This window comes from Streptomyces sp. NPDC049627 (genome assembly GCF_044465645.1).
Taxonomy (GTDB): Bacteria; Actinomycetota; Actinomycetes; order Streptomycetales; family Streptomycetaceae; genus Streptomyces.
Genome location: NZ_JBITLW010000008.1, coordinates 489,913 through 508,046, shown reverse-complemented (window position 1 = coordinate 508,046; position 18,134 = coordinate 489,913). Strand labels below are relative to the sequence as shown.

Below are 18,134 nucleotides of genomic sequence, written 5' to 3'. Positions count from 1 at the left end.
GGCGGTGTGCTGCTGCCGTTCTTCGCCTTCATGACGTTCCTCATCGCCGTCCCGACAGGCGTGAAGTTCTTCAACTGGATCGGAACGATGTGGAAGGGCTCGTTGTCCTTCGAGACACCGATGCTCTGGGCGACCGGCTTTCTCATCACCTTCACCTTCGGTGGTCTGACCGGTGTCATCCTGGCCTCGCCGCCGATGGACTTCCACGTCTCCGACTCGTACTTCGTGGTGGCGCACTTCCACTACGTCGTCTTCGGCACCGTCGTCTTCGCGATGTTCTCCGGCTTCCACTTCTGGTGGCCGAAGTGGACGGGCAAGATGCTCGACGAGCGCCTGGGCAAGATGACGTTCTGGACGCTGTTCATCGGCTTCCACGGCACCTTCCTCGTCCAGCACTGGCTGGGTGCCGAGGGCATGCCGCGCCGTTACGCCGACTACCTCGCGGCCGACGGCTTCACCGCCCTGAACACGATCTCGACGATCAGCTCGTTCGTGCTCGGCGCGTCGCTGCTGCCCTTCTTCTACAACGTGTGGAAGACGGCCAAGTACGGCAAGCCGGTCGGCGTCGACGACCCGTGGGGCTACGGCCGCTCGCTCGAGTGGGCGACGTCCTGCCCGCCGCCGCGGCACAACTTCCTCACCCTGCCGCGGATCCGTTCCGAATCCCCGGCGTTCGACCTGCACCACCCTGAGATCGCCGCGCTCGACGAGCTCGAGAACGCCCCGCACGGGGGCAAGGCTCTGGCCGGCAACGGCGCCAAGGAGGCCGGCAAGTGAAGATCCAAGGCCGGATGTTCATGTGGCTGAGCGTCTTCATCCTCGCCATGGCGATCGTCTATGGCGTGTGGTCGAAGGAGCCGGCCGGTACCACCGCGCTCTTCCTGGCCTTCGGCCTGGCCATCATGATCGGCTTCTACCTGGGCTTCACCGCCCGGCGGGTCGACGCGGGGGCGCAGGACAACAAGGAAGCGGACGTCGCGGACGACGCCGGCGAGGTCGGGTTCTTCAGCCCGCACAGCTGGCAGCCGCTCTCCCTCGCGATCGGTGGCGCCCTCGCCTTCCTGGCGATCGCCGTCGGCTGGTGGCTGCTGTACTTCTCGGCGCCGCTGATCCTGGTCGGCCTGTGGGGCTGGGTCTTCGAGTACTACCGCGGTGAGAACCGCACCCAGTAGCACGAGCTGAGCTCATCGGGAGCCCGGACACCCCGTCAGGGGGTCCGGGCTCCTGCTTGTGCAGCAATCGCCCTCACCCGAACGCATCACCCCGCGCGCCACGGGTGACGCGGCTTCCTAGCGTGAAGCCATGACCAACCCACGACCGCGCACGAGCACCGTCATAGGCTGCACGCTGCTCGTGACAGCGCTCGGCGCGAGCGCCATCAGCTGCAGCAGCGACGGCAACCCGCTGTCCGCCGACCCGTACGACGCGGCGGACCAGATCGCCTTCAACGGCCCCTCGGGCGGCGGCAAGAAGGCCGACCCCGACAAGCCCCTGGAAGTCACCACGGAGGACTCGGACGGCCGAATAACCGACGTCACCGCCAGGGACGCCGCAGGACGCTACGTCGCGGGCGAACTCTCCGCCGACGGCACCCGCTGGCACAGCACCTCCCCGCTCGCCGCCAACGCCCGCTACACGGTGCGCGTGAGCACGGAGGACGAGGACGGCGCCCCCGGCCGCAAGGTCCTCACGTTCGTCACCAGCAAGCCGACCACCAAGAAGCACCTGACGGTGAAGTTCGGCCCCAAGGCGGGCAAGTACGGCGTGGGTCAGCCCATCACGGCCGAGCTGAACCAGCCCGTCAAGGACACCGGCCAGCGCGCCATAGTCGAGCGGGCCCTCAGGGTCGACTCCATACCCGCCGTGGAGGGCACCTGGCACTGGGTGAGCGACAAGGAACTCCACTACCGCCCCAAGGAGTACTGGCCCACGGGCGCCACCATACGGGCGCGCAGCAACCTCGACGGCGTCAAGATCAGCGACCGCCTCTGGGGCGGCAAGGTCAAACCCCTGACCATCACCATCGGCGACCAGGTCATAGCCGTCACGGACGCCGCGTCCCACCAGCTGACGCTCTACCGCAACGGCGAGGAGGTCAGGTCGATCCCCGTCACGACCGGCAAGCCCGGCTTCGACACCCGCAACGGCGTCAAGGTCGTCCTGGCCAAGGAGTACTTCGTACGGATGCGCGGCACGAGCATAGGCATAGCCGAGGGCTCCGCGGACTCCTACGACCTACCCGTCTACTACGCCACCCGCGTGACCTGGAGCGGCGAGTACGTCCACGCCGCCCCCTGGTCGGTCGGCTCCCAGGGCTACGCCAACGTCAGCCACGGCTGCACCGGCATGAGCACCGCCAACGCCGAGTGGTTCTTCGACAACGTCCGCGAGGGCGACATCGTCAAGGTCATCAACTCGTACGGCAACACGATGGAACCGTTCGGCAACGGCTTCGGCGACTGGAACCTCGACTGGAAGAAATGGCGCACCGGCAGCGCCCTGCTGGGCGGCACACCGGACGGCCCGAGCCCGTCGGAACGGGCAAGGCTGAGGCCGCAGAGCGTGTGAACGCCCCCAGGGGCAGCGTCCCCAGGGGCGCGGGGAACCGCGCGACAAGCCACAGACGACCCGCAGCCGCCGCGAAACCTGTCGAACCGAGCTCCTAGGCGCTCTGCAGCCTCTTCGTCCGCAGCAGAGAAGCCAACGCCGCCGCGAACTCCACCGGCTCCACAGGCAACGTCACAGCCGCCTCAGCCCGACTCCACGTGGCCAGCCACGCATCCTGCGGCCGCCCGATGAGCAGCAGCACCGGCGGGCAGTTGAACACCTCGTCCTTGATCTGCCGGCAGAGCCCCATGCCCCCCATGGGCACGGCCTCACCGTCCAGGACACAGACGTCGATCCCGCCCTTGTCCAGCTCCTTGATGACGGCACCGGGAGTCGCGCACTCCACGAACTCCACCACAGGCACATCCGGAGCAGGCCTCCGCCCCGTCGCCAACCGCACCTGCTCGCGGGTGTTGGAGTCGTCGCTGTAGACCAGCACCGTGGCGGTCGGCTGCATTGTTCCTCCGTGACGTCAGCGTCGTAAGGACAGGCCTGTTGGCCCGGATGCTACTCCCTTGAACACCACGTCAACACCGGTATGAACGGGGAAGACACTCCGAACGGCACCCCCCGGAGTGAGGGCGGGATAAGCGACCGACATAATGTCGGTCGTGGCGACAGCAACGACAGTAGACAAGGGTCACGCGCACCCGTCGGTCAATCGACCGAACCTCACCAGCGTCGGAACCATCATCTGGCTGAGTTCCGAGCTGATGTTCTTCGCGGCCCTCTTCGCGATGTACTTCACCCTGCGATCGGTGACAGGGCCCGAGTTCTGGAAGGAGAAGGCCGACTTCCTGAACTTCCCGTTCTCGGCGACGAACACCACGATCCTGGTGCTCTCCTCCCTCACCTGCCAGCTCGGCGTCTTCGCCGCCGAGCGCGGTGACGTGAAGAAGCTCCGGGGCTGGTTCATCGTCACCTTCATCATGGGTGCGATCTTCATCGGCGGTCAGGTGTACGAGTACACCGAGCTGGTCAAGCACGAGGGCCTCTCGCTCTCGTCCGACCCGTACGGCTCGGTCTTCTACCTCACCACCGGCTTCCACGGCCTGCACGTGACGGGCGGTCTCATCGCCTTCCTGTTCGTCCTGGGGCGCACCTACGCGGCCAGGAGGTTCACCCACGAACAGGCGACCGCCGCGATCGTCGTGTCCTACTACTGGCACTTCGTCGATGTCGTCTGGATCGGCCTCTTCGCCACGATCTACATGATCAAGTAGCCGGGCCCGATCCCGCGCGCGTTCCACAACGCACATACCGCAAGCATCGACGCAGAAGATCCTGACACCGGGGTAATCCGTGAAAAAGCTCTCCGCACGACGACGCCATCCGCTGGCGGCGGTCGTCGTCCTACTCCTCGCGCTGGCGTGCACGGGGGGGCTGTACGCCGTGTTCGCTCCCGCGGACAAGGCGCAGGCCGAGGAAACCGCCCAGTCCCTCACCATCGAGGAGGGCAAGAAGCTCTACACCGTCGGCTGCGCCAGCTGCCACGGAACCGGCGGTCAGGGCACCTCCGACGGTCCTAGCCTGGTGGGCGTCGGCGCCGCCGCCGTCGACTTCCAGGTGTCGACGGGCCGTATGCCGGCCGCCACCTCCCAGGGCGCCCAGGTCCCGAGCAAGAAGAACATCTACTCGCAGGCCGAGATCGACCAGCTCGCCGCGTACATCGCCTCGCTGGGTGCCGGCCCGTCCGTCCCGACCGAGGAGCAGTACGGCTCCGAGGGAGCGGACATCGCCAAGGGCGGCGAGCTCTTCCGCAACAACTGCGCCCAGTGCCACAACTTCACCGGCAAGGGCGGCGCGCTGACGCACGGCAAGTACGCGCCGACGCTCGAGGGCGTCGACCCGAAGCACATCTACGAGGCCATGCAGACCGGCCCGCAGAACATGCCGTCGTTCCCCGACACCACGCTGTCGGAGCAGAACAAGAAGGACATCATCGCGTACCTGAACGCGGTCAACAGCGATGAGACGGTCAACCCGGGTGGTCTGGAGCTGGGCGGCCTCGGCCCGGTCAGTGAGGGCCTCTTCGCCTGGATCTTCGGTCTCGGCGCATTGATCGCGGTCGCCGTCTGGGTCGCCGCTCGGACCGCAAAGGCCAAGAAGTCATGAGTAGCCAAGACATTCCAGAAGAGAACCTGCCCGCTGAGCAGGACGTCACCGTCGCGGTAGCGGACGAGAAGGACCCCTTCGCCGACCCCGGCCTGCCGCCCCACGAGCACCGGATCCAGGACATCGACGAGCGGGCCGCCAGGCGGTCCGAGCGCACGGTCGCCCTGCTGTTCACGGTGTCGATGCTGGCCACCGTCGGCTTCATCGCCTCGTACGTCGCGATCCCGCACGACAAGTCGATCTTCGTCTTCCCGATCGGTCACCTCAACGCGTTGAACTTCGCGCTGGGTCTGACCCTCGGCGGGGCGCTGTTCTGCATCGGCGCGGGCGCGGTCCACTGGGCCCGCACCCTGATGTCCGATGTGGAGGTCGCCGACGACCGGCACCCGATCGAGGCGTCGCCCGAGGTCAAGGCCAAGGTCATGGCCGACTTCAAGCAGGGCGCCAAGGAGTCCGCGCTGGGTCGCCGCAAGCTGATCCGCAACACGATGTTCGGCGCGTTGGCCCTGTTCCCGCTCTCCGGTGTCGTGCTGCTGCGCGACCTCGGCCCGCTGCCCGGCACCAAGCTGCGCCACACCCTGTGGTCCAAGGGCAAGCTGCTCGTCAACATGAACACCAACGAGCCGCTGCGTCCCTCGGACGTCGCGGTCGGCTCCCTCACCTTCGCGAAGCCGGAGGGCCTGGAGGAGCACGACCACGACTTCCAGAACGAGATCGCCAAGGCCGCCCTGATGATCGTCCGGCTCCAGCCCGACGACATCAAGGACAAGCAAGAGCTTGAGTGGTCGCACCAGGGCATCGTCGCGTACTCGAAGATCTGCACCCACGTCGGTTGCCCGATCTCCCTGTACGAGCAGCAGACGCACCACGTGCTCTGCCCCTGCCACCAGTCCACCTTCGACCTCTCCGACGGTGCCCGAGTGATCTTCGGCCCCGCCGGTCACGCCCTGCCGCAGCTGCGCATCGGTGTGAACGACGAGGGCTACCTCGAGGCGCTCGGCGACTTCGAAGAGCCCGTCGGTCCTGCTTTCTGGGAGCGCGGATGAGCACTACGACGACCCCCGAGTCCCGCTCTCGCGGGAAGGCACCGGCCGGCGAGCGCGTCGCCGACTGGGCCGACGGCCGACTGGGGATCTACTCCCTGGCCAAGGCCAACATGCGCAAGATCTTCCCCGACCACTGGTCGTTCATGCTGGGTGAGGTCTGCCTCTACAGCTTCATCATCATCATCCTCACGGGTGTGTACCTGACGCTGTTCTTCCACCCGTCGATGAACGAGGTGGAGTACCACGGCAGTTACGTCCCGCTGCAGGGACAGCTGATGAGTGAGGCGTTCAGCTCGACCCTGCACATCTCCTTCGACGTGCGCGGCGGTCTGCTCATCCGGCAGATCCACCACTGGGCGGCGCTGATCTTCCTCGCCGGCATGTTCGTGCACATGATGCGCGTGTTCTTCACCGGCGCGTTCCGCAAGCCGCGTGAGATCAACTGGCTGTTCGGCTTCCTGCTGTTCGTCCTGGGCATGTTCACCGGTTTCACCGGCTACTCGCTCCCGGACGACCTGCTCTCCGGTACGGGTGTGCGCTTCACCGAGGGCGCGATCCTGTCCATGCCGATCGTCGGCACGTACATCTCGTTCTTCCTCTTCGGCGGCGAGTTCCCGGGCGTCGACTTCGTGGCCCGCTTCTACTCGATCCACATCCTGCTGCTGCCGGGCATCATGCTCGGCCTGGTGGTCGGCCACCTGATCCTGGTCTTCTACCACAAGCACACGCAGTTCGCGGGCCCCGGCAAGAACAACAAGAACGTCGTCGGCATGCCGCTGCTGCCGGTCTACATGGCCAAGGCCGGAGGCTTCTTCTTCCTGGTCTTCGGTGTCATCGCGGCCATCGCGGCGGTCGCGCAGATCAACCCGATCTGGGCGATGGGCCCCTACCGTCCGGACCAGGTGTCCACCGGCGCCCAGCCCGACTGGTACATGGGCTTCGCCGAGGGTCTGGTCCGCTACATGCCGGGCTGGGAGATCAACCTCTGGGGTCACACGCTGGTCCTGGGTGTGTTCATCCCGCTGGTGCTCTTCGGTGTGGTCCTCGCGGCGATCGCGCTGTACCCGTTCATCGAGTCCTGGGTCACCGGGGACAAGCGCGAGCACCACATCCTGGACCGTCCGCGCAACGCTCCGACGCGTACCGGCTTCGGTGTCGCCTGGATCACCGTGTACATGATCGGCCTGGTCGGTGGTGGCAACGACCTGTGGGCCACCCACTTCCACCTGTCGATCAACGCGGTCACCTGGTTCGTCCGGATCGGGTTCTTCGCCGGACCGGTCCTCGCGTTCATCATCACCAGGCGGATCTGCCTCGGCCTGCAGCGCCGGGACAAGGACAAGGTGCTGCACGGCCGCGAGTCGGGCATCATCAAGCGCCTGCCGCACGGTGAGTTCATCGAGGTGCACGAGCCCCTCAGCCAGGACGCGCTGCACACCCTCACCGCGCACGAGCAGTACAAGCCGCTCGAGATCGGCCCGACGGTCGACGAGAACGGCGTCGAGCGCAAGGTGAAGGGCTCCCAGAAGCTGCGCGCCAAGCTCAGCAAGGCGTACTTCGGTGAGGACGGCCAGGTCCCCAAGCCGACCGTCGAGGAGTACAAGGAGATCACGAGCGGCCACGGCCACCACTGATCGCTTCGCTGCGCCACGCCACGGCAGAAGGGCCCCGTCCGGTGTTCGGACGGGGCCCTTCGCCATGCCCCGTGGCTGGATAGGGTGGACCTCGTTGAGATTCTCGTCCCGTAGTGCGGGACGCCTGACCCTGGAGCGGCTTATGAGCGCTGTGACCCCCGCTGGAGGCGACACCGCGGCGGGCCGTTCCTGGCCCCTGCTGCTGAACGGCCTGCTGGACGGCCGGGACCTGAGCGCCGACGACACGGCGTGGGCGATGGACCTCATCATGCGCGGCGAGGCGACGGACGCGCAGATCGCCGGGTTCGTGGTGGCGCTGCGGGCCAAGGGAGAGACCGTCGAGGAGATCGCGGGTCTCGTCCGGACGATGTACGAGCACGCGAACGTGATCGAGGTGTCGGGCCCGACCGTCGACATCGTCGGCACGGGCGGCGACGGCGCGAAGACGGTGAACATCTCCACGATGTCGTCGATCGTCATCGCCGGCACGGGCGCCAAGGTCGTCAAGCACGGGAACCGGGCGGCGTCCTCGGCATCGGGCGCCTCGGATGTGCTGGAGAAGCTCGGCGTCAACCTGGAGCTGACGCCGCAGCGGGTGGCCGAGGTCGCGGAGGAGGCCGGGATCACCTTCTGCTTCGCGGTGAAGTTCCACCCGTCACTGCGCCATGTGGCGGCTGCGCGGGGTCAGTTGGGCATCCGGACCACCTTCAACGTCCTCGGTCCGCTGACCAACCCGGCGAAGGTGAAGGCCCAGGCGGTCGGCGTGGCCGACCCGCGCATGGCGCCGATCGTCGCGGGCGTCTTCGCCGAGCGCGGCAACTCCTCCCTGGTGTTCCGCGGCGACGACGGCCTCGACGAGCTCACCACGACCTCCACGTCCCGGGTGTGGGTGGTGCGCGACGGCAAGGTGACCGAGGAGACCTTCGACCCGCGCGACGTCGGCATCGACCTGGTGCCGGTGGAGGCGCTGCGGGGCGCGGACGCGTCGTACAACGCCGACGTGGCGCTGCGCCTGCTGAACGGCGAGACGGGCCCCGTCCGGGACGCCGTACTGCTCAACTCGGCCGCCGCACTGGTGGCTTTGAACCCGACGGACGCCCCCCTCACCGAGCAGATCCGGGCCGGGATGGCGAAGGCGGCGGAGTCGATCGACTCGGGGGCGGCCAAGCGGACCCTCGACCGCTGGGTGGCGGCCAGCAACGCATAGCTGCGGGAGGGCGGTCCCGTAATTCGGACACGAGTTGCGGGACCGCGATCACTTCGCGTACGTTCCTGTCCAGGTCATGAGTGACAGTCATGAGGCCCCGGCCGACTGTCCGGCAACCCTCCGTCCGTGGCGGGGTGCCCCGGGTGAAGACCAGGCCGTAGGCAGCGAGGTCTACGGCAAGCGCGGGCCCCTCTCGAAACCAGGGGTCCTGGTCGTTCGAGGGAGTCTTCCGTGAGCAAGCGAATGCGATAGGGCTGCTGAGCCCCGCCTCCGCGCACCCTTTTTCTCTTCTCCGCGTGCCCTCAACTCGCATGCGCTTCACGGGAGTTCCCCATGTCTGTCTTCACCGCTGCCGCCGACCAGACCGTTTGCACCCCTCTGCCCGTTCTGGGCAGTGACGTCACCGTCCCGCTCGTCACCGGCGGCGAGGTCACCTACGCCGCGCTCGACTACGCCGCCAGCGCGCCCGCCCTCAAGCGCGTCTGGGACGACGTCGCCGCCTACGCGCCGTACTACGGCAGCGTTCACCGCGGCGCCGGCTACCTCTCGCAGCTCTCCACCGACCTGTTCGAGAACGCCCGCAGGACGGTCGCCGAGTTCCTCGACTGCCGGGACACCGACCAGGTGGTCTTCACCCGCTCCACCACGGACTCGCTCAACCTCCTCGCCGCCGCCCTCCCGGCCGACTGCCAGGTCTTCGTCTTCGAGACCGAGCACCACGCCTCCCTGCTGCCCTGGCGCGACGCCCGCGTCACCTACCTCAACGCCCCCCGCACCCCGCGCCAGGCCGTCGAGACCCTGGAGCGCGCCCTCGCCGACCGCGACCCCCATGGCCCGGCCCTGGTCTGCGTCACCGGCGCCTCGAACGTCACCGGCGAGCTGTGGCCGGTGCGCGAGCTCGCGGCGGCCGCGCACGCGCACGGCGCCCGGATCGTCCTGGACGCCGCCCAGCTGGCCCCGCACCACCCGGTGAGCGTCCGTGACCTCGACGTCGACTGGGTCGCCTTCTCCGGCCACAAGCTGTACGCCCCCTTCGGCTCGGGTGTCCTGGCCGGCCGCGCCGACTGGCTGCAGACGGCCGAGCCGTACCTCGCGGGCGGCGGCGCCAGCCGCAAGGTCGCCCGGCGCGAGGACGGGGGAGTGGACGTGGAGTGGCACCAGAGCGCCGCCCGCCACGAGGCCGGCTCCCCGAACGTCATCGGCGCCTACTCCATCGCCTCCGCCTGCAAGGCCCTCACCGAGGCGGGCTTCGACAACCTCGTCGCCCGCGAGCAGGGCCTGATCGAGAAGGTGCGGGCCGGGCTCGCCGAGGTCCCCGAGGTCCGGATCCTCTCCCTCTTCGGCGACGACGCCCCGCGCGTCGGCGTCATCTCCTTCGTCGTCGACGGCTGGAACAGCTCCCACTTCGCCGCCGCGCTCTCCGCCGAGTACGGCATCGGCGTGCGCGACGGCCTGTTCTGCGCCCACCCGCTGGTCCGGACCCTGCTGGGCAGCGACCCGCAGACGCAGGGCGAGTGCGGTGCTCCGGAGGCGGCGCCCGGCGAGAAGTCCCTCAACGCGATCCGGGTCAGCTTCGGGGCGGGCACGCCCGACGAGCATGTCGAGCGTTTCGTGACGGCCGTACGCGAACTCGTACGGGACGGTGCGAAGTGGAACTACCGCACCGTGGAAGGCCGTTGCGTCCCCGCCGTCTGACCATGTGACCGTGGAGTACGTCGTACGATCCTCCCCGTCCGCCGGTCGGCGATCAAGCGATGGGGGAGTCGTGCACGTGCTGCGGCAGTCGGATCCGCGCCGGATCGGCCCGTACCAGGTGGAGGGCAGACTCGGCGCGGGCGGCATGGGCGAGGTCTATCTGGCCGAGTCCCGGTCGGGGCTCCGGCTCGCCGTCAAGGTGGTGCGCCCCGAGCATGCCCAGGACCGTATGTTCCGGGCCCGCTTCCGGCAGGAGGTGCGGGCCGCACGGACGGTCGGCGGCGCCGGTACGTACACCGCGCGTGTCGTCGACGCCGACACCGAGGCCGAACGTCCCTGGATGGCAACGGAGTTCGTCGACGGGCCGAACCTGCGGGACGCGGTGCTGGACCACGGCCCGCTCCCCGAGGACGCGGTCCTCACCCTCGCGGCGGCGCTCGGCGAGGCCCTCGGCGCGATCCACGGCAAGGGCATGGTCCACCGCGACCTCAAGCCGTCCAACATCCTCCTCGCGGCCGACGGCCCCCGCGTGATCGACTTCGGGATCGTACGGGCCCTGGAGGCGACCTCGCTGACCAGAACCGGCACCATCGTCGGCTCGGTCGGCTACGTCTCGCCGGAGCAGATCCGCAACGGCGCCGAGGTGGGCCCGGCCAGCGACGTCTTCTCGCTGGGCGCCGTCCTCGCGTACGCCGCCGGCGGCCGTGCTCCCTTCGGTGAGGGTCAGGACTCGGTGATCCTGCTGCGGATCCTGACCGGGGACTTCGATCTGACCGGGGTGCCGAAGCGGGTGCTGCCGCTCGTCGAGTCCTGCCTGAACGCCGAGCCGGAGGAACGGCCCACCCCGCGGGCCGTGGTCGAGGCCGCCGGCCACACCGGGCGCTCACTGCGGGACAGCACCCGCCCGGGCTGGCTGGCCTTCACCGCGGACCGTCCGGAGGGCGACGAACGGTGGCTTCCCGGCCGGGACTCCGGGGAGGGGGCGCGGAGCCGCGTCGAGTACGTCGCTCCGGCCACGGTGGTCGGCGAGCCTTCGGTGGCAGATCTTCCTACCGAGCCCGGCGGTACCGGGCGCGGGCCGTCACGCCGCCGCCTCCTGGCGATCGCCGCGGGCGGCGTGCTGGCCTCGGGAGCCGGTGTCGGTGGCTTCCTCTTCACACGGGACTCCGGCGACGGGGCCTCCGGCGGCAAAGCCTCGAAGTCGCCGTCCGTGAAGGCCAGTTCGACTCCTCCGCCGACGGTGGCCTGGCGGTACGAGAGCGGGCAGCTGGATGCGGCGGGCGGGCCCTGCGCGGGCGTGTCGGCGGACGGACGTGTGCTGTACACGGCCGTCGACAGCGGCACCGTATGTGCCGTTTCCGCCGAGGGTGAGGAACTGTGGCGGATCAGGCTCCAAGGGGGAGGGGCGTCGACGCCGGTCGTCACCGCGGACGCGGTCTTCTGCACCACGTACGGCGGAGACGAGGAAACCCCCTGGTCACTGCTCTGCGCGGTGGACCTCAAGGGTCGGTTCCTGTGGAGCAGGAACCTCGGAGAGCACGGCTCCGTGCCGGTCCTCGCCGGTGACGCCGTGGTCGTGGGGGCGGGGAGTACGGACGCTGGCGAGATCCGGGCCTACTCCGCCGACGGCGGTGTGCGGTGGCGCAGAACGACCCCCGGCGGGGTGACCGCCACCCCGCTGGTGTCCGGCGGCGTGATCTACGCGGGCACGTACGGCGACCGCCTGGTGGCCCTGGACGCCGCCGACGGAACCGTGCGCTGGTCCGTCTCCGGCGGGGCCGACGTCAACAGCCCCACCCTGGTCGGCGGGCGGACCCTGGTGACCACGTCGGACACCGAGTCGCGGCTGCACGGGTTCGACCTGGACGGCAACAGGATCTGGAGCAGCGCGGAACTGGGCGAGGCGGCGGGATGCGTCGCGGCGGGTTCGCTGGGGGTGGTCGACACCGGGGGCACTGTCACGGCGATCAAGGCCGACGGCGCCAAGACATGGACGTACGACAGCGGCGCGGACTGGCTCCCAGGACTGGCCGTCGCCGGCGAGACGATCTACGTGCAGACCGAGAGCGCCGTCCAGGCCGTCGGACTGGACGGCAAGCGCCGCTGGTCGGTGCCGGTCGACACCTCCGAGTCCATGGTGCCCCCGGCGCTCCACGGCACCCGCCTCTACGTCAACACGGACCAGAGCATCACCGCCCTGGACCTCAAGGTGTAGCTAGCTGTCCAGCCCGATGGCGAAGGCCGCCTCCAGGTCGTGCTGCGAGTACGTCCGGAACGCCACGTGCGTGTCCGTCGCCTCCACGCCGGGGATCTTGCTGATACGGCCCGGGATGACCTCGGCGAGGTCCTCGTGCTGCTTCACCCGCACCATGGCGATCAGGTCGTAGGTACCGGTGACCGAGAAGACCTCGCTGACGGTCTCCAGCGAAGCGATCCGCTCCGCGATCTCGGGAATCCGGTCCACGCTGGTCTTGATGAGGACGATCGCGGTGATCACGGCTGGTTCTCTCCCTCGGAGGCCGGAGCAGGGGCGGCCTTCACTCTAGTCGTACGCCCGAACCGGGCCCACGCGTAACCGAACCCCACCGCGAACCCCACCAGGTGCGCCAGATACGCCACCCCGGGCCCCTGGTCCGCCCGCCCCGCCGCCACCCACTGCAGGGCCACCCAAAAGGGCAGCACGACCCAGGCGGGGAAGCGCAGCGGCAGGAAGAGCAGGAACGGAAGCAGGCTTGTGACGCGCGCCCCGGGGAAGAGGAACAGGAACGCGCCGAGGACCGCCGAGATCGCCCCGGACGCGCCGACCAGGGACTGGCCGGAGTCGTCGTTGGCGGCCGCATAGCCCAGCAGGGCCAGGTAGCCGCAGCCCAGGTAGAAGAGCGTGAACTGGACGCGGCCCATCCGTTCCTCGGTCATCACGCCGAAGACGTAGAGGAAGAGCATGTTGCCGAGCAGGTGCACCCAGCTGCCGTGCACGAAGAGGGCCGTGGCAGGCGTGAGGACGGCCCGGGGCGCCCCCTCGAACAGCTCCGCGGGGACGACGCCCCAGCGGTGGAAATAGGCCCGCTGCGCGGCGAGCAGCCCCTCGCCGGAGCCGTACGCCGGATTGAGTCCCGCCGCGGGGCCGGTCAGGAAGAGCAGACAGCACAGGGCGATGAGCCCGTACGTCACCGGCGCCGACGAGCGGAAGACCGACCGGACCGATCGGCCCGCCCTGCCGAACCGAGTCCCGAAATGCGCCACGCTCCAGTTGCCGATCATGAACACAGAGCATGACGTAACGGGACGCACGCGCACAGACCGCCTCGCCGCCCGAGACGGACAGGCGGCGAGTACCCGCCAGGCCGTAGGGTTACGAGCCACACGCACCGGGGAGTCCCGGGGCGTCACGGACAATAGAAGACCTAGAAGGAAAGAGCACGGTCACGATGACGGTTCCCCTGCCGACCGCCACGACGCGGTGGCGCTGCACCCTCTGCGGCAACCTCACGCGCTTCGACGTGACGCGCTCGTCCAAGGTCGTGGAGTACGTCCACCTCGATCTGGCCGGTGAGCCCAAGGTCGAGGAGCGCGAGGTGCTCAGTGAGACGATCGAGTCGGTGCGCTGCCGCTGGTGCAACGCCGTGGACAAGGTGGAACTCGTGGACAGGCCGGGCGCCGGCTCCTGACCGGAGCGGGCCCCGCACAGGCAATTGGGGTGTTGACGGATGGTGGAGACACAAGGCGGGGGGCCGGGCGACGGCGCCGCTGAGGTGCTCGACCGTCCGCTGCCCGACGCGGTACGGCGCAAGGTCGTACAGATCGTGTCCGACGGGTTCGGCGGACTGACCGTCGGCGAACTGCCCGCGCAACTGCGGCAGTACGCCCGGTTCGCGCCGAACCGCCGGGCCAAGTTCGCCGGCAACGCCATGGCGGCGGCGCTGGAGACCGATCCGCTGTTCCGGCAGCGCATCGGGGAGAAGTTCAGAGAGACCCAGCCGGAGCTCTCCGGCGCTCTCGACTCCGGCTCGGCGCCTCCGGCCGCGGATCCGCTCGACGTGGCGGCCGCGGCCTATGTTCTGCGGCCCACCGGCTGGGTCAAGCTGGTCACCGCGGCCGGCGAGGAGGCCCAGCGGGCCGACGCCGAGCGCGCCGACGAGGAGAACCGCGCCGAGCTGGAGCGGCTGCGGGAGGAGCTCGTCCACGCCCGGGAGCACACCCGGCACGAGACCGAGCGGCTGCGCGCCGAGCTGGACGCGGCCAAGAAGGAAGCCGAATCGCTTCACCGGAAGCTGCGCTCCGCCCTCAGTGACGTCAAGCGCGGCGAGGCCGCCCTGCGCAGGGTCCAGGGCGAGATCGAGGCCGTGCGCGCCGAGGGGCACGCCCAGGTCTCCGCCGCCGAGAGCGAGACCCGGCGGCTCAAGGCACGGCTCGGGGAGGCCGAGGCGGCCCTGGAAGCCACGCGCAAAGCAGCACGCGAGGGGCGCAGTGTCGAGGACATGCGCGTCCGGCTGCTTCTGGACACCCTCCTGGACGCGGCCCAAGGGCTGCGCCGCGAACTGGCGTTGCCGCCGGTCTCCGTACGGCCCGCCGAGACCGTGGACGCGGTCGAACCGGGCCGCATGACCCCGAAGGACATCGCCGCACGGGCCCTGTCCGAGAACGACCCCGCGATCCTCGACCAGCTCCTCGCCCTCCCGCAGGCCCACCTGGTGGTCGACGGCTACAACGTCACCAAGACCGGCTATCCCCAGATGCCCCTGGAGAAGCAGCGGCTCAGGCTCCTCGGCCAGCTCTCGCAGCTCGCCGCCCAGACCGGCGCCGAGGTGACCTGCGTCTTCGACGGGGCCGAACTGGCCGCGCCGGTGCTGCTGGCTCCGCCGCGCGGGGTGCGGGTGCTGTTCTCCAAGCCGGGCGTGACCGCCGACGAGCTCATCCGCCAGCTGGTGCGCGCCGAGCCGCCGGGCCGGCCGGTCATCGTCGCCTCCACCGACCGCGAGGTGGCCGACGGGGTGGCCCGGGCCGGGGCGCGGCCGGTGGCTTCTGCGGTGCTTCTGAAGCGACTGTCCTGAATAGGCCAACGTACAGAGGCAATGCCCGAATTGGCCTGGTCGGCAGGCAACGCAGGGTCAAGGGCGCATGACCACATGTGAGTTGTGTGTAAAGAATGACGTGTGTGACGAGATTTTTCGTGTGAGGATTTGATCTGATCACAAGAGGGTCACTAGGGTCTGGCGTCGAACCTCCGAGCGGGTGATCACTCAGAAGAAGGAGTTCACCTCCGTGGCGTCCCACCGTCGACCCAAACAGCCGAGCCGGGCACGCGTGACCGTGCTGACCACCGCAGCCGCCGCTGCCGTGGCCATCAGTTCGCAGGCCGCCAACGCGGCCCCCAGCGAGAAGCCCAGCAAGGACGAGGTCAAGGCCAAGGTCGACGAGCTCTACGAGCAGGCCGAGCAGGCCACCGAGAAGTTCAACGGGGCCAAGGAGAAGCAGGAGAAGCTCCAGAAGGAGATCTCCACCATCCAGGACAACGTCGCCCGCGGCCAGGAAGAGCTCAACGAGCTGCGCGACGCCATGGGCCTCGCGGCCGCCGCCCAGTACCGCACGGGCAGCATCGACTCGTCCCTCCAGCTGTTCCTGTCGTCGAACCCGGACGACTACCTGGACAAGGCGTCCACCGCCGACCAGCTCAGCGCCCAGCAGGTCGACCAGCTGAAGAAGATCCAGCAGAAGCAGCGCGAGCTCGCCCAGCAGCGCGCCGAGGCCGCCGACAAGCTCAAGGACCTCTCCTCCACCCGCACCGAGCTGGGCAAGAAGAAGAAGGAAGTCCAGGCCAAGCTCGCCGAGGCGCAGAAGCTGCTCAACTCCCTGACGGCGGCGGAGAAGGCCGCCCTCGCCGCCGAGGAGGCCCGCGCCAGCCGCTCCTCCGCCGACCGCGTGGACCTCGGCGACACCGGTTCCGCCTCCGGCCGGGCCATGGCCGCCTTCCAGGCCGCCCAGAGCAAGATCGGCTCGCCCTACGTCTACGGCGCCTCCGGCCCGTCCTCCTTCGACTGCTCGGGCCTGACCTCCTGGGCCTACGCCCAGGCCGGCGTCTCGATACCGCGCACCTCGCAGGCCCAGGCCAACGCCGGTACGCGCATCTACAGCCAGTCGGAGCTCAAGGTCGGCGACCTGGTCCTGTTCTACGGCGACCTGCACCACGTCGGCTTCTACGCGGGCAACGGCCAGATCCTGCACGCCCCGCGCACCGGCACGACCGTCCGCTACGAGTCGATCAACAACATGCCGTTCCAGTTTGGCGTCCGCATCTGACCCGGGCCGTACGCCTGCAAGATCAACACAAGGTGCCGCCCGAACGAGCGAATTGCGGCACCCCCGCCTGACCCCACGCCCCGCCCATGACCTGCGTCAGAGGCGGGGCGTCACTTTGTGTGCCCACAGAGGGCGTTGGTCGTCACCGCCGCACGGAGTTACTGTCTGCCGCGTTTCCCCCGATGCGGGGGGACGAGTCCTTGTCCGCCAGCGGAAGGAGAGCGGCTTCCCGTGGGGTCCCATCGTCGCCTTGCACCGTCCGGTTTCGACCGCGGCACCGGTGCAGCGCTCTGTGTCATGTCAGCCGCCGCCACGGCTCTCGGAGTCGTACCGGCCACGGCCGCACCGCACGACGACACCCGGGCCAAGGTGGACCGCCTCTACGAGGAGGCTGAGAAGGCCACCGAGGCCTACAACAAGGCCGACGAGCGGGCCGACAAGCTCCGCGACCAGGTGCGCAGGGCGCAGGACCGGATCGCCCGCCAGCAGGAGGACATCAACTCCAAGCGGGACGCGCTCGGTCTGCTGGCCGGTGCCCAGTACCGCTCCGGCGGCATCGACCCCTCCCTTGCCCTGCTGCTCTCCGACGACCCGGCCGACTACCTCGACAAGGCCGCCCGGATCGCCCGGATCAGCGCCCACCAGGCCGGGGAGCTGAAGGACCTTCAGGACGCCATGCGCGTGCTCGCGCAGGAGCGCTCCGAAGCGGCCAAGCAGCTCACCGAACTGGAGAAGAGCCGCAAGGCCGTCGCCACCCACAAGCGGACCGTCGAGCGCAAACTCGCCCAGGCCCGCAGGCTGCTGAACTCCCTCACGGCGAGCGACCGCGCCGCCTACGACCGCGCCTCCCGCTCCGGCCGCGACATCCTGCCCGACTTCGGCAACGCCGTCGCGTCCTCGGCCCGCGCGGCGGCCGCCGTCGCCGCCGCCCAGTCCGCGCTGGGCAGGCCGTACGTGTGGGGCGCCAACGGCCCCTACGGCTTCGACTGTTCGGGCCTGATCCAGTGGTCGTACGCCCAGGCCGGCGTCTCCCTGCCGCGCACCTCACAGGGCCAGCGGTACGCCGGCCGACAGGTCCCTCTCTCCGAGGCCCAGCCCGGCGACGTGGTCACCTACCGCTCCGACGCCAGCCACGTCGGCATGTACGTCGGCAACGGCCAGGTCATCCACGCGCCCTACCCCGGCGCCCCCGTGCGCTACGACCCGGTCGGCATGATCCCGGGGGCGACGGTCACCAGGGTATGACCCGGACCGGCTCCGGACCGGGGTACGCCCCGGGTGGAGCGCGGTGTCCGTGCCGAGCGGCCTGGCGCCCGGGCTCCGGCCGGTACCGCGCCGACCGACTTGCCGACGGCGCTTGAGGGCGCGGCGGTTGGAGGGGGAGCGCGCCCGTGTCGGTCGGCTTCGATCCGGGTCGGCGTGGCTCGGACGGCTCCGCATGGGGGCGCCCGGGACGGCGCAGGTGGTCGGGCTGAGCGATTTGGTGGCCGGGTGGTGGCCGATGCCGTGCCAGCCGGTTCGCCGACGGTGGTT

Annotated in this window: 17 protein-coding genes and 1 riboswitch; of the genes, 14 read left to right on the top strand and 3 right to left on the bottom strand. The window is 69.4% G+C overall.

Annotated features, from left to right (window positions below):
• The 3 genes from ACIBU0_RS24400 to ACIBU0_RS24390 all read left to right on the top strand — a co-directional run.
• Window positions 1-777, top strand: a 777-nt coding sequence (locus tag ACIBU0_RS24400) for a cbb3-type cytochrome c oxidase subunit I (protein ID WP_398821724.1), incomplete at its 5' end; no start/stop codon positions are given.
• The gene (locus ACIBU0_RS24395) at window positions 774-1,172 is read left to right on the top strand and encodes a cytochrome c oxidase subunit 4 (protein WP_398821722.1); all 399 of its coding nucleotides are present in this window, start codon (window positions 774-776) and stop codon (window positions 1,170-1,172) included. The genes ACIBU0_RS24400 and ACIBU0_RS24395, both read left to right, overlap by 4 nt.
• 130 nt (window positions 1,173-1,302) lie before the next feature.
• Entirely contained in the window at window positions 1,303-2,568 is a 1,266-nt protein-coding gene (locus ACIBU0_RS24390; protein WP_398821720.1) for an Ig-like domain-containing protein, read from the top strand.
• A 94-nt stretch (window positions 2,569-2,662) separates the two neighbouring features.
• On the opposite strand, the gene ACIBU0_RS24385 is transcribed toward ACIBU0_RS24390, so the two are convergent.
• On the bottom strand, window positions 2,663-3,064 hold the full coding sequence (locus tag ACIBU0_RS24385) for a hypothetical protein (RefSeq protein ID WP_398821719.1): 402 nt from the start codon (window positions 3,062-3,064) through the stop codon (window positions 2,663-2,665).
• A 145-nt stretch (window positions 3,065-3,209) separates the two neighbouring features.
• Here ACIBU0_RS24385 and ACIBU0_RS24380 point away from each other — a divergent pair, with 145 nt between their 5' ends.
• The 7 genes from ACIBU0_RS24380 to ACIBU0_RS24350 all read left to right on the top strand — a co-directional run bounded on the left by ACIBU0_RS24380 (window position 3,210) and on the right by ACIBU0_RS24350 (window position 12,519).
• Window positions 3,210-3,830, top strand: coding sequence for a heme-copper oxidase subunit III (locus ACIBU0_RS24380; RefSeq protein ID WP_398821717.1), 621 nt, complete (start codon window positions 3,210-3,212; stop codon window positions 3,828-3,830).
• 79 nt (window positions 3,831-3,909) lie between these two features.
• Complete coding sequence (locus ACIBU0_RS24375) at window positions 3,910-4,722, top strand: c-type cytochrome (RefSeq protein ID WP_398821715.1); 813 nt, start codon at window positions 3,910-3,912, stop codon at window positions 4,720-4,722.
• Window positions 4,719-5,768 carry a Rieske 2Fe-2S domain-containing protein gene (locus tag ACIBU0_RS24370; protein ID WP_398821713.1) on the top strand — a complete coding sequence of 350 codons (1,050 nt, stop codon included), beginning with the start codon at window positions 4,719-4,721 and terminating at the stop codon, window positions 5,766-5,768. The genes ACIBU0_RS24375 and ACIBU0_RS24370 overlap by 4 nt, the downstream gene beginning before the upstream one ends.
• Window positions 5,765-7,402 (top strand): cytochrome bc complex cytochrome b subunit, encoded by a 1,638-nt coding sequence (locus tag ACIBU0_RS24365; RefSeq protein WP_398821711.1) that lies wholly within the window; start codon window positions 5,765-5,767, stop codon window positions 7,400-7,402. The genes ACIBU0_RS24370 and ACIBU0_RS24365 overlap by 4 nt, the downstream gene beginning before the upstream one ends.
• A 142-nt stretch (window positions 7,403-7,544) precedes the next feature.
• On the top strand, window positions 7,545-8,609 hold the full coding sequence (gene trpD / locus ACIBU0_RS24360) for an anthranilate phosphoribosyltransferase (protein WP_398821709.1): 1,065 nt from the start codon (window positions 7,545-7,547) through the stop codon (window positions 8,607-8,609).
• Window positions 8,610-8,681: 72 nt separating this feature from the next.
• Window positions 8,682-8,798: riboswitch (SAM riboswitch) on the top strand.
• A gap of 144 nt (window positions 8,799-8,942) precedes the next feature.
• On the top strand, window positions 8,943-10,304 hold the full coding sequence (locus ACIBU0_RS24355) for an aminotransferase class V-fold PLP-dependent enzyme (protein WP_398821707.1): 1,362 nt from the start codon (window positions 8,943-8,945) through the stop codon (window positions 10,302-10,304).
• A 76-nt stretch (window positions 10,305-10,380) separates the two neighbouring features.
• Window positions 10,381-12,519 (top strand): PQQ-binding-like beta-propeller repeat protein, encoded by a 2,139-nt coding sequence (locus tag ACIBU0_RS24350; RefSeq protein ID WP_398821705.1) that lies wholly within the window; start codon window positions 10,381-10,383, stop codon window positions 12,517-12,519.
• Here ACIBU0_RS24350 and ACIBU0_RS24345 read toward each other — a convergent pair whose 3' ends face one another.
• Window positions 12,520-12,801 carry an Lrp/AsnC family transcriptional regulator gene (locus ACIBU0_RS24345; protein WP_398821703.1) on the bottom strand — a complete coding sequence of 94 codons (282 nt, stop codon included), beginning with the start codon at window positions 12,799-12,801 and terminating at the stop codon, window positions 12,520-12,522. It lies immediately after the preceding gene.
• Complete coding sequence (locus tag ACIBU0_RS24340; RefSeq protein WP_398821701.1) at window positions 12,798-13,565, bottom strand: rhomboid family intramembrane serine protease; 768 nt, start codon at window positions 13,563-13,565, stop codon at window positions 12,798-12,800. Before ACIBU0_RS24340 ends, ACIBU0_RS24345 begins: the two co-directional genes overlap by 4 nt.
• Before the next feature lie 167 nt (window positions 13,566-13,732).
• Here ACIBU0_RS24340 and ACIBU0_RS24335 point away from each other — a divergent pair, with 167 nt between their 5' ends.
• The 4 genes from ACIBU0_RS24335 to ACIBU0_RS24320 all read left to right on the top strand — a co-directional run bounded on the left by ACIBU0_RS24335 (window position 13,733) and on the right by ACIBU0_RS24320 (window position 17,846).
• Window positions 13,733-13,972 (top strand): hypothetical protein, encoded by a 240-nt coding sequence (locus ACIBU0_RS24335; RefSeq protein ID WP_062702813.1) that lies wholly within the window; start codon window positions 13,733-13,735, stop codon window positions 13,970-13,972.
• 39 nt (window positions 13,973-14,011) lie between these two features.
• On the top strand, window positions 14,012-15,355 hold the full coding sequence (locus tag ACIBU0_RS24330) for an NYN domain-containing protein (RefSeq protein WP_398821699.1): 1,344 nt from the start codon (window positions 14,012-14,014) through the stop codon (window positions 15,353-15,355).
• 211 nt (window positions 15,356-15,566) lie between these two features.
• On the top strand, window positions 15,567-16,601 hold the full coding sequence (locus ACIBU0_RS24325; protein ID WP_398821758.1) for an NlpC/P60 family protein: 1,035 nt from the start codon (window positions 15,567-15,569) through the stop codon (window positions 16,599-16,601).
• Between the two features lie 231 nt (window positions 16,602-16,832).
• Window positions 16,833-17,846, top strand: a complete 1,014-nt coding sequence (locus tag ACIBU0_RS24320) for an NlpC/P60 family protein (protein ID WP_398821697.1) — start codon at window positions 16,833-16,835, stop codon at window positions 17,844-17,846.
• Window positions 17,847-18,134: the final 288 nt, after the last annotated feature.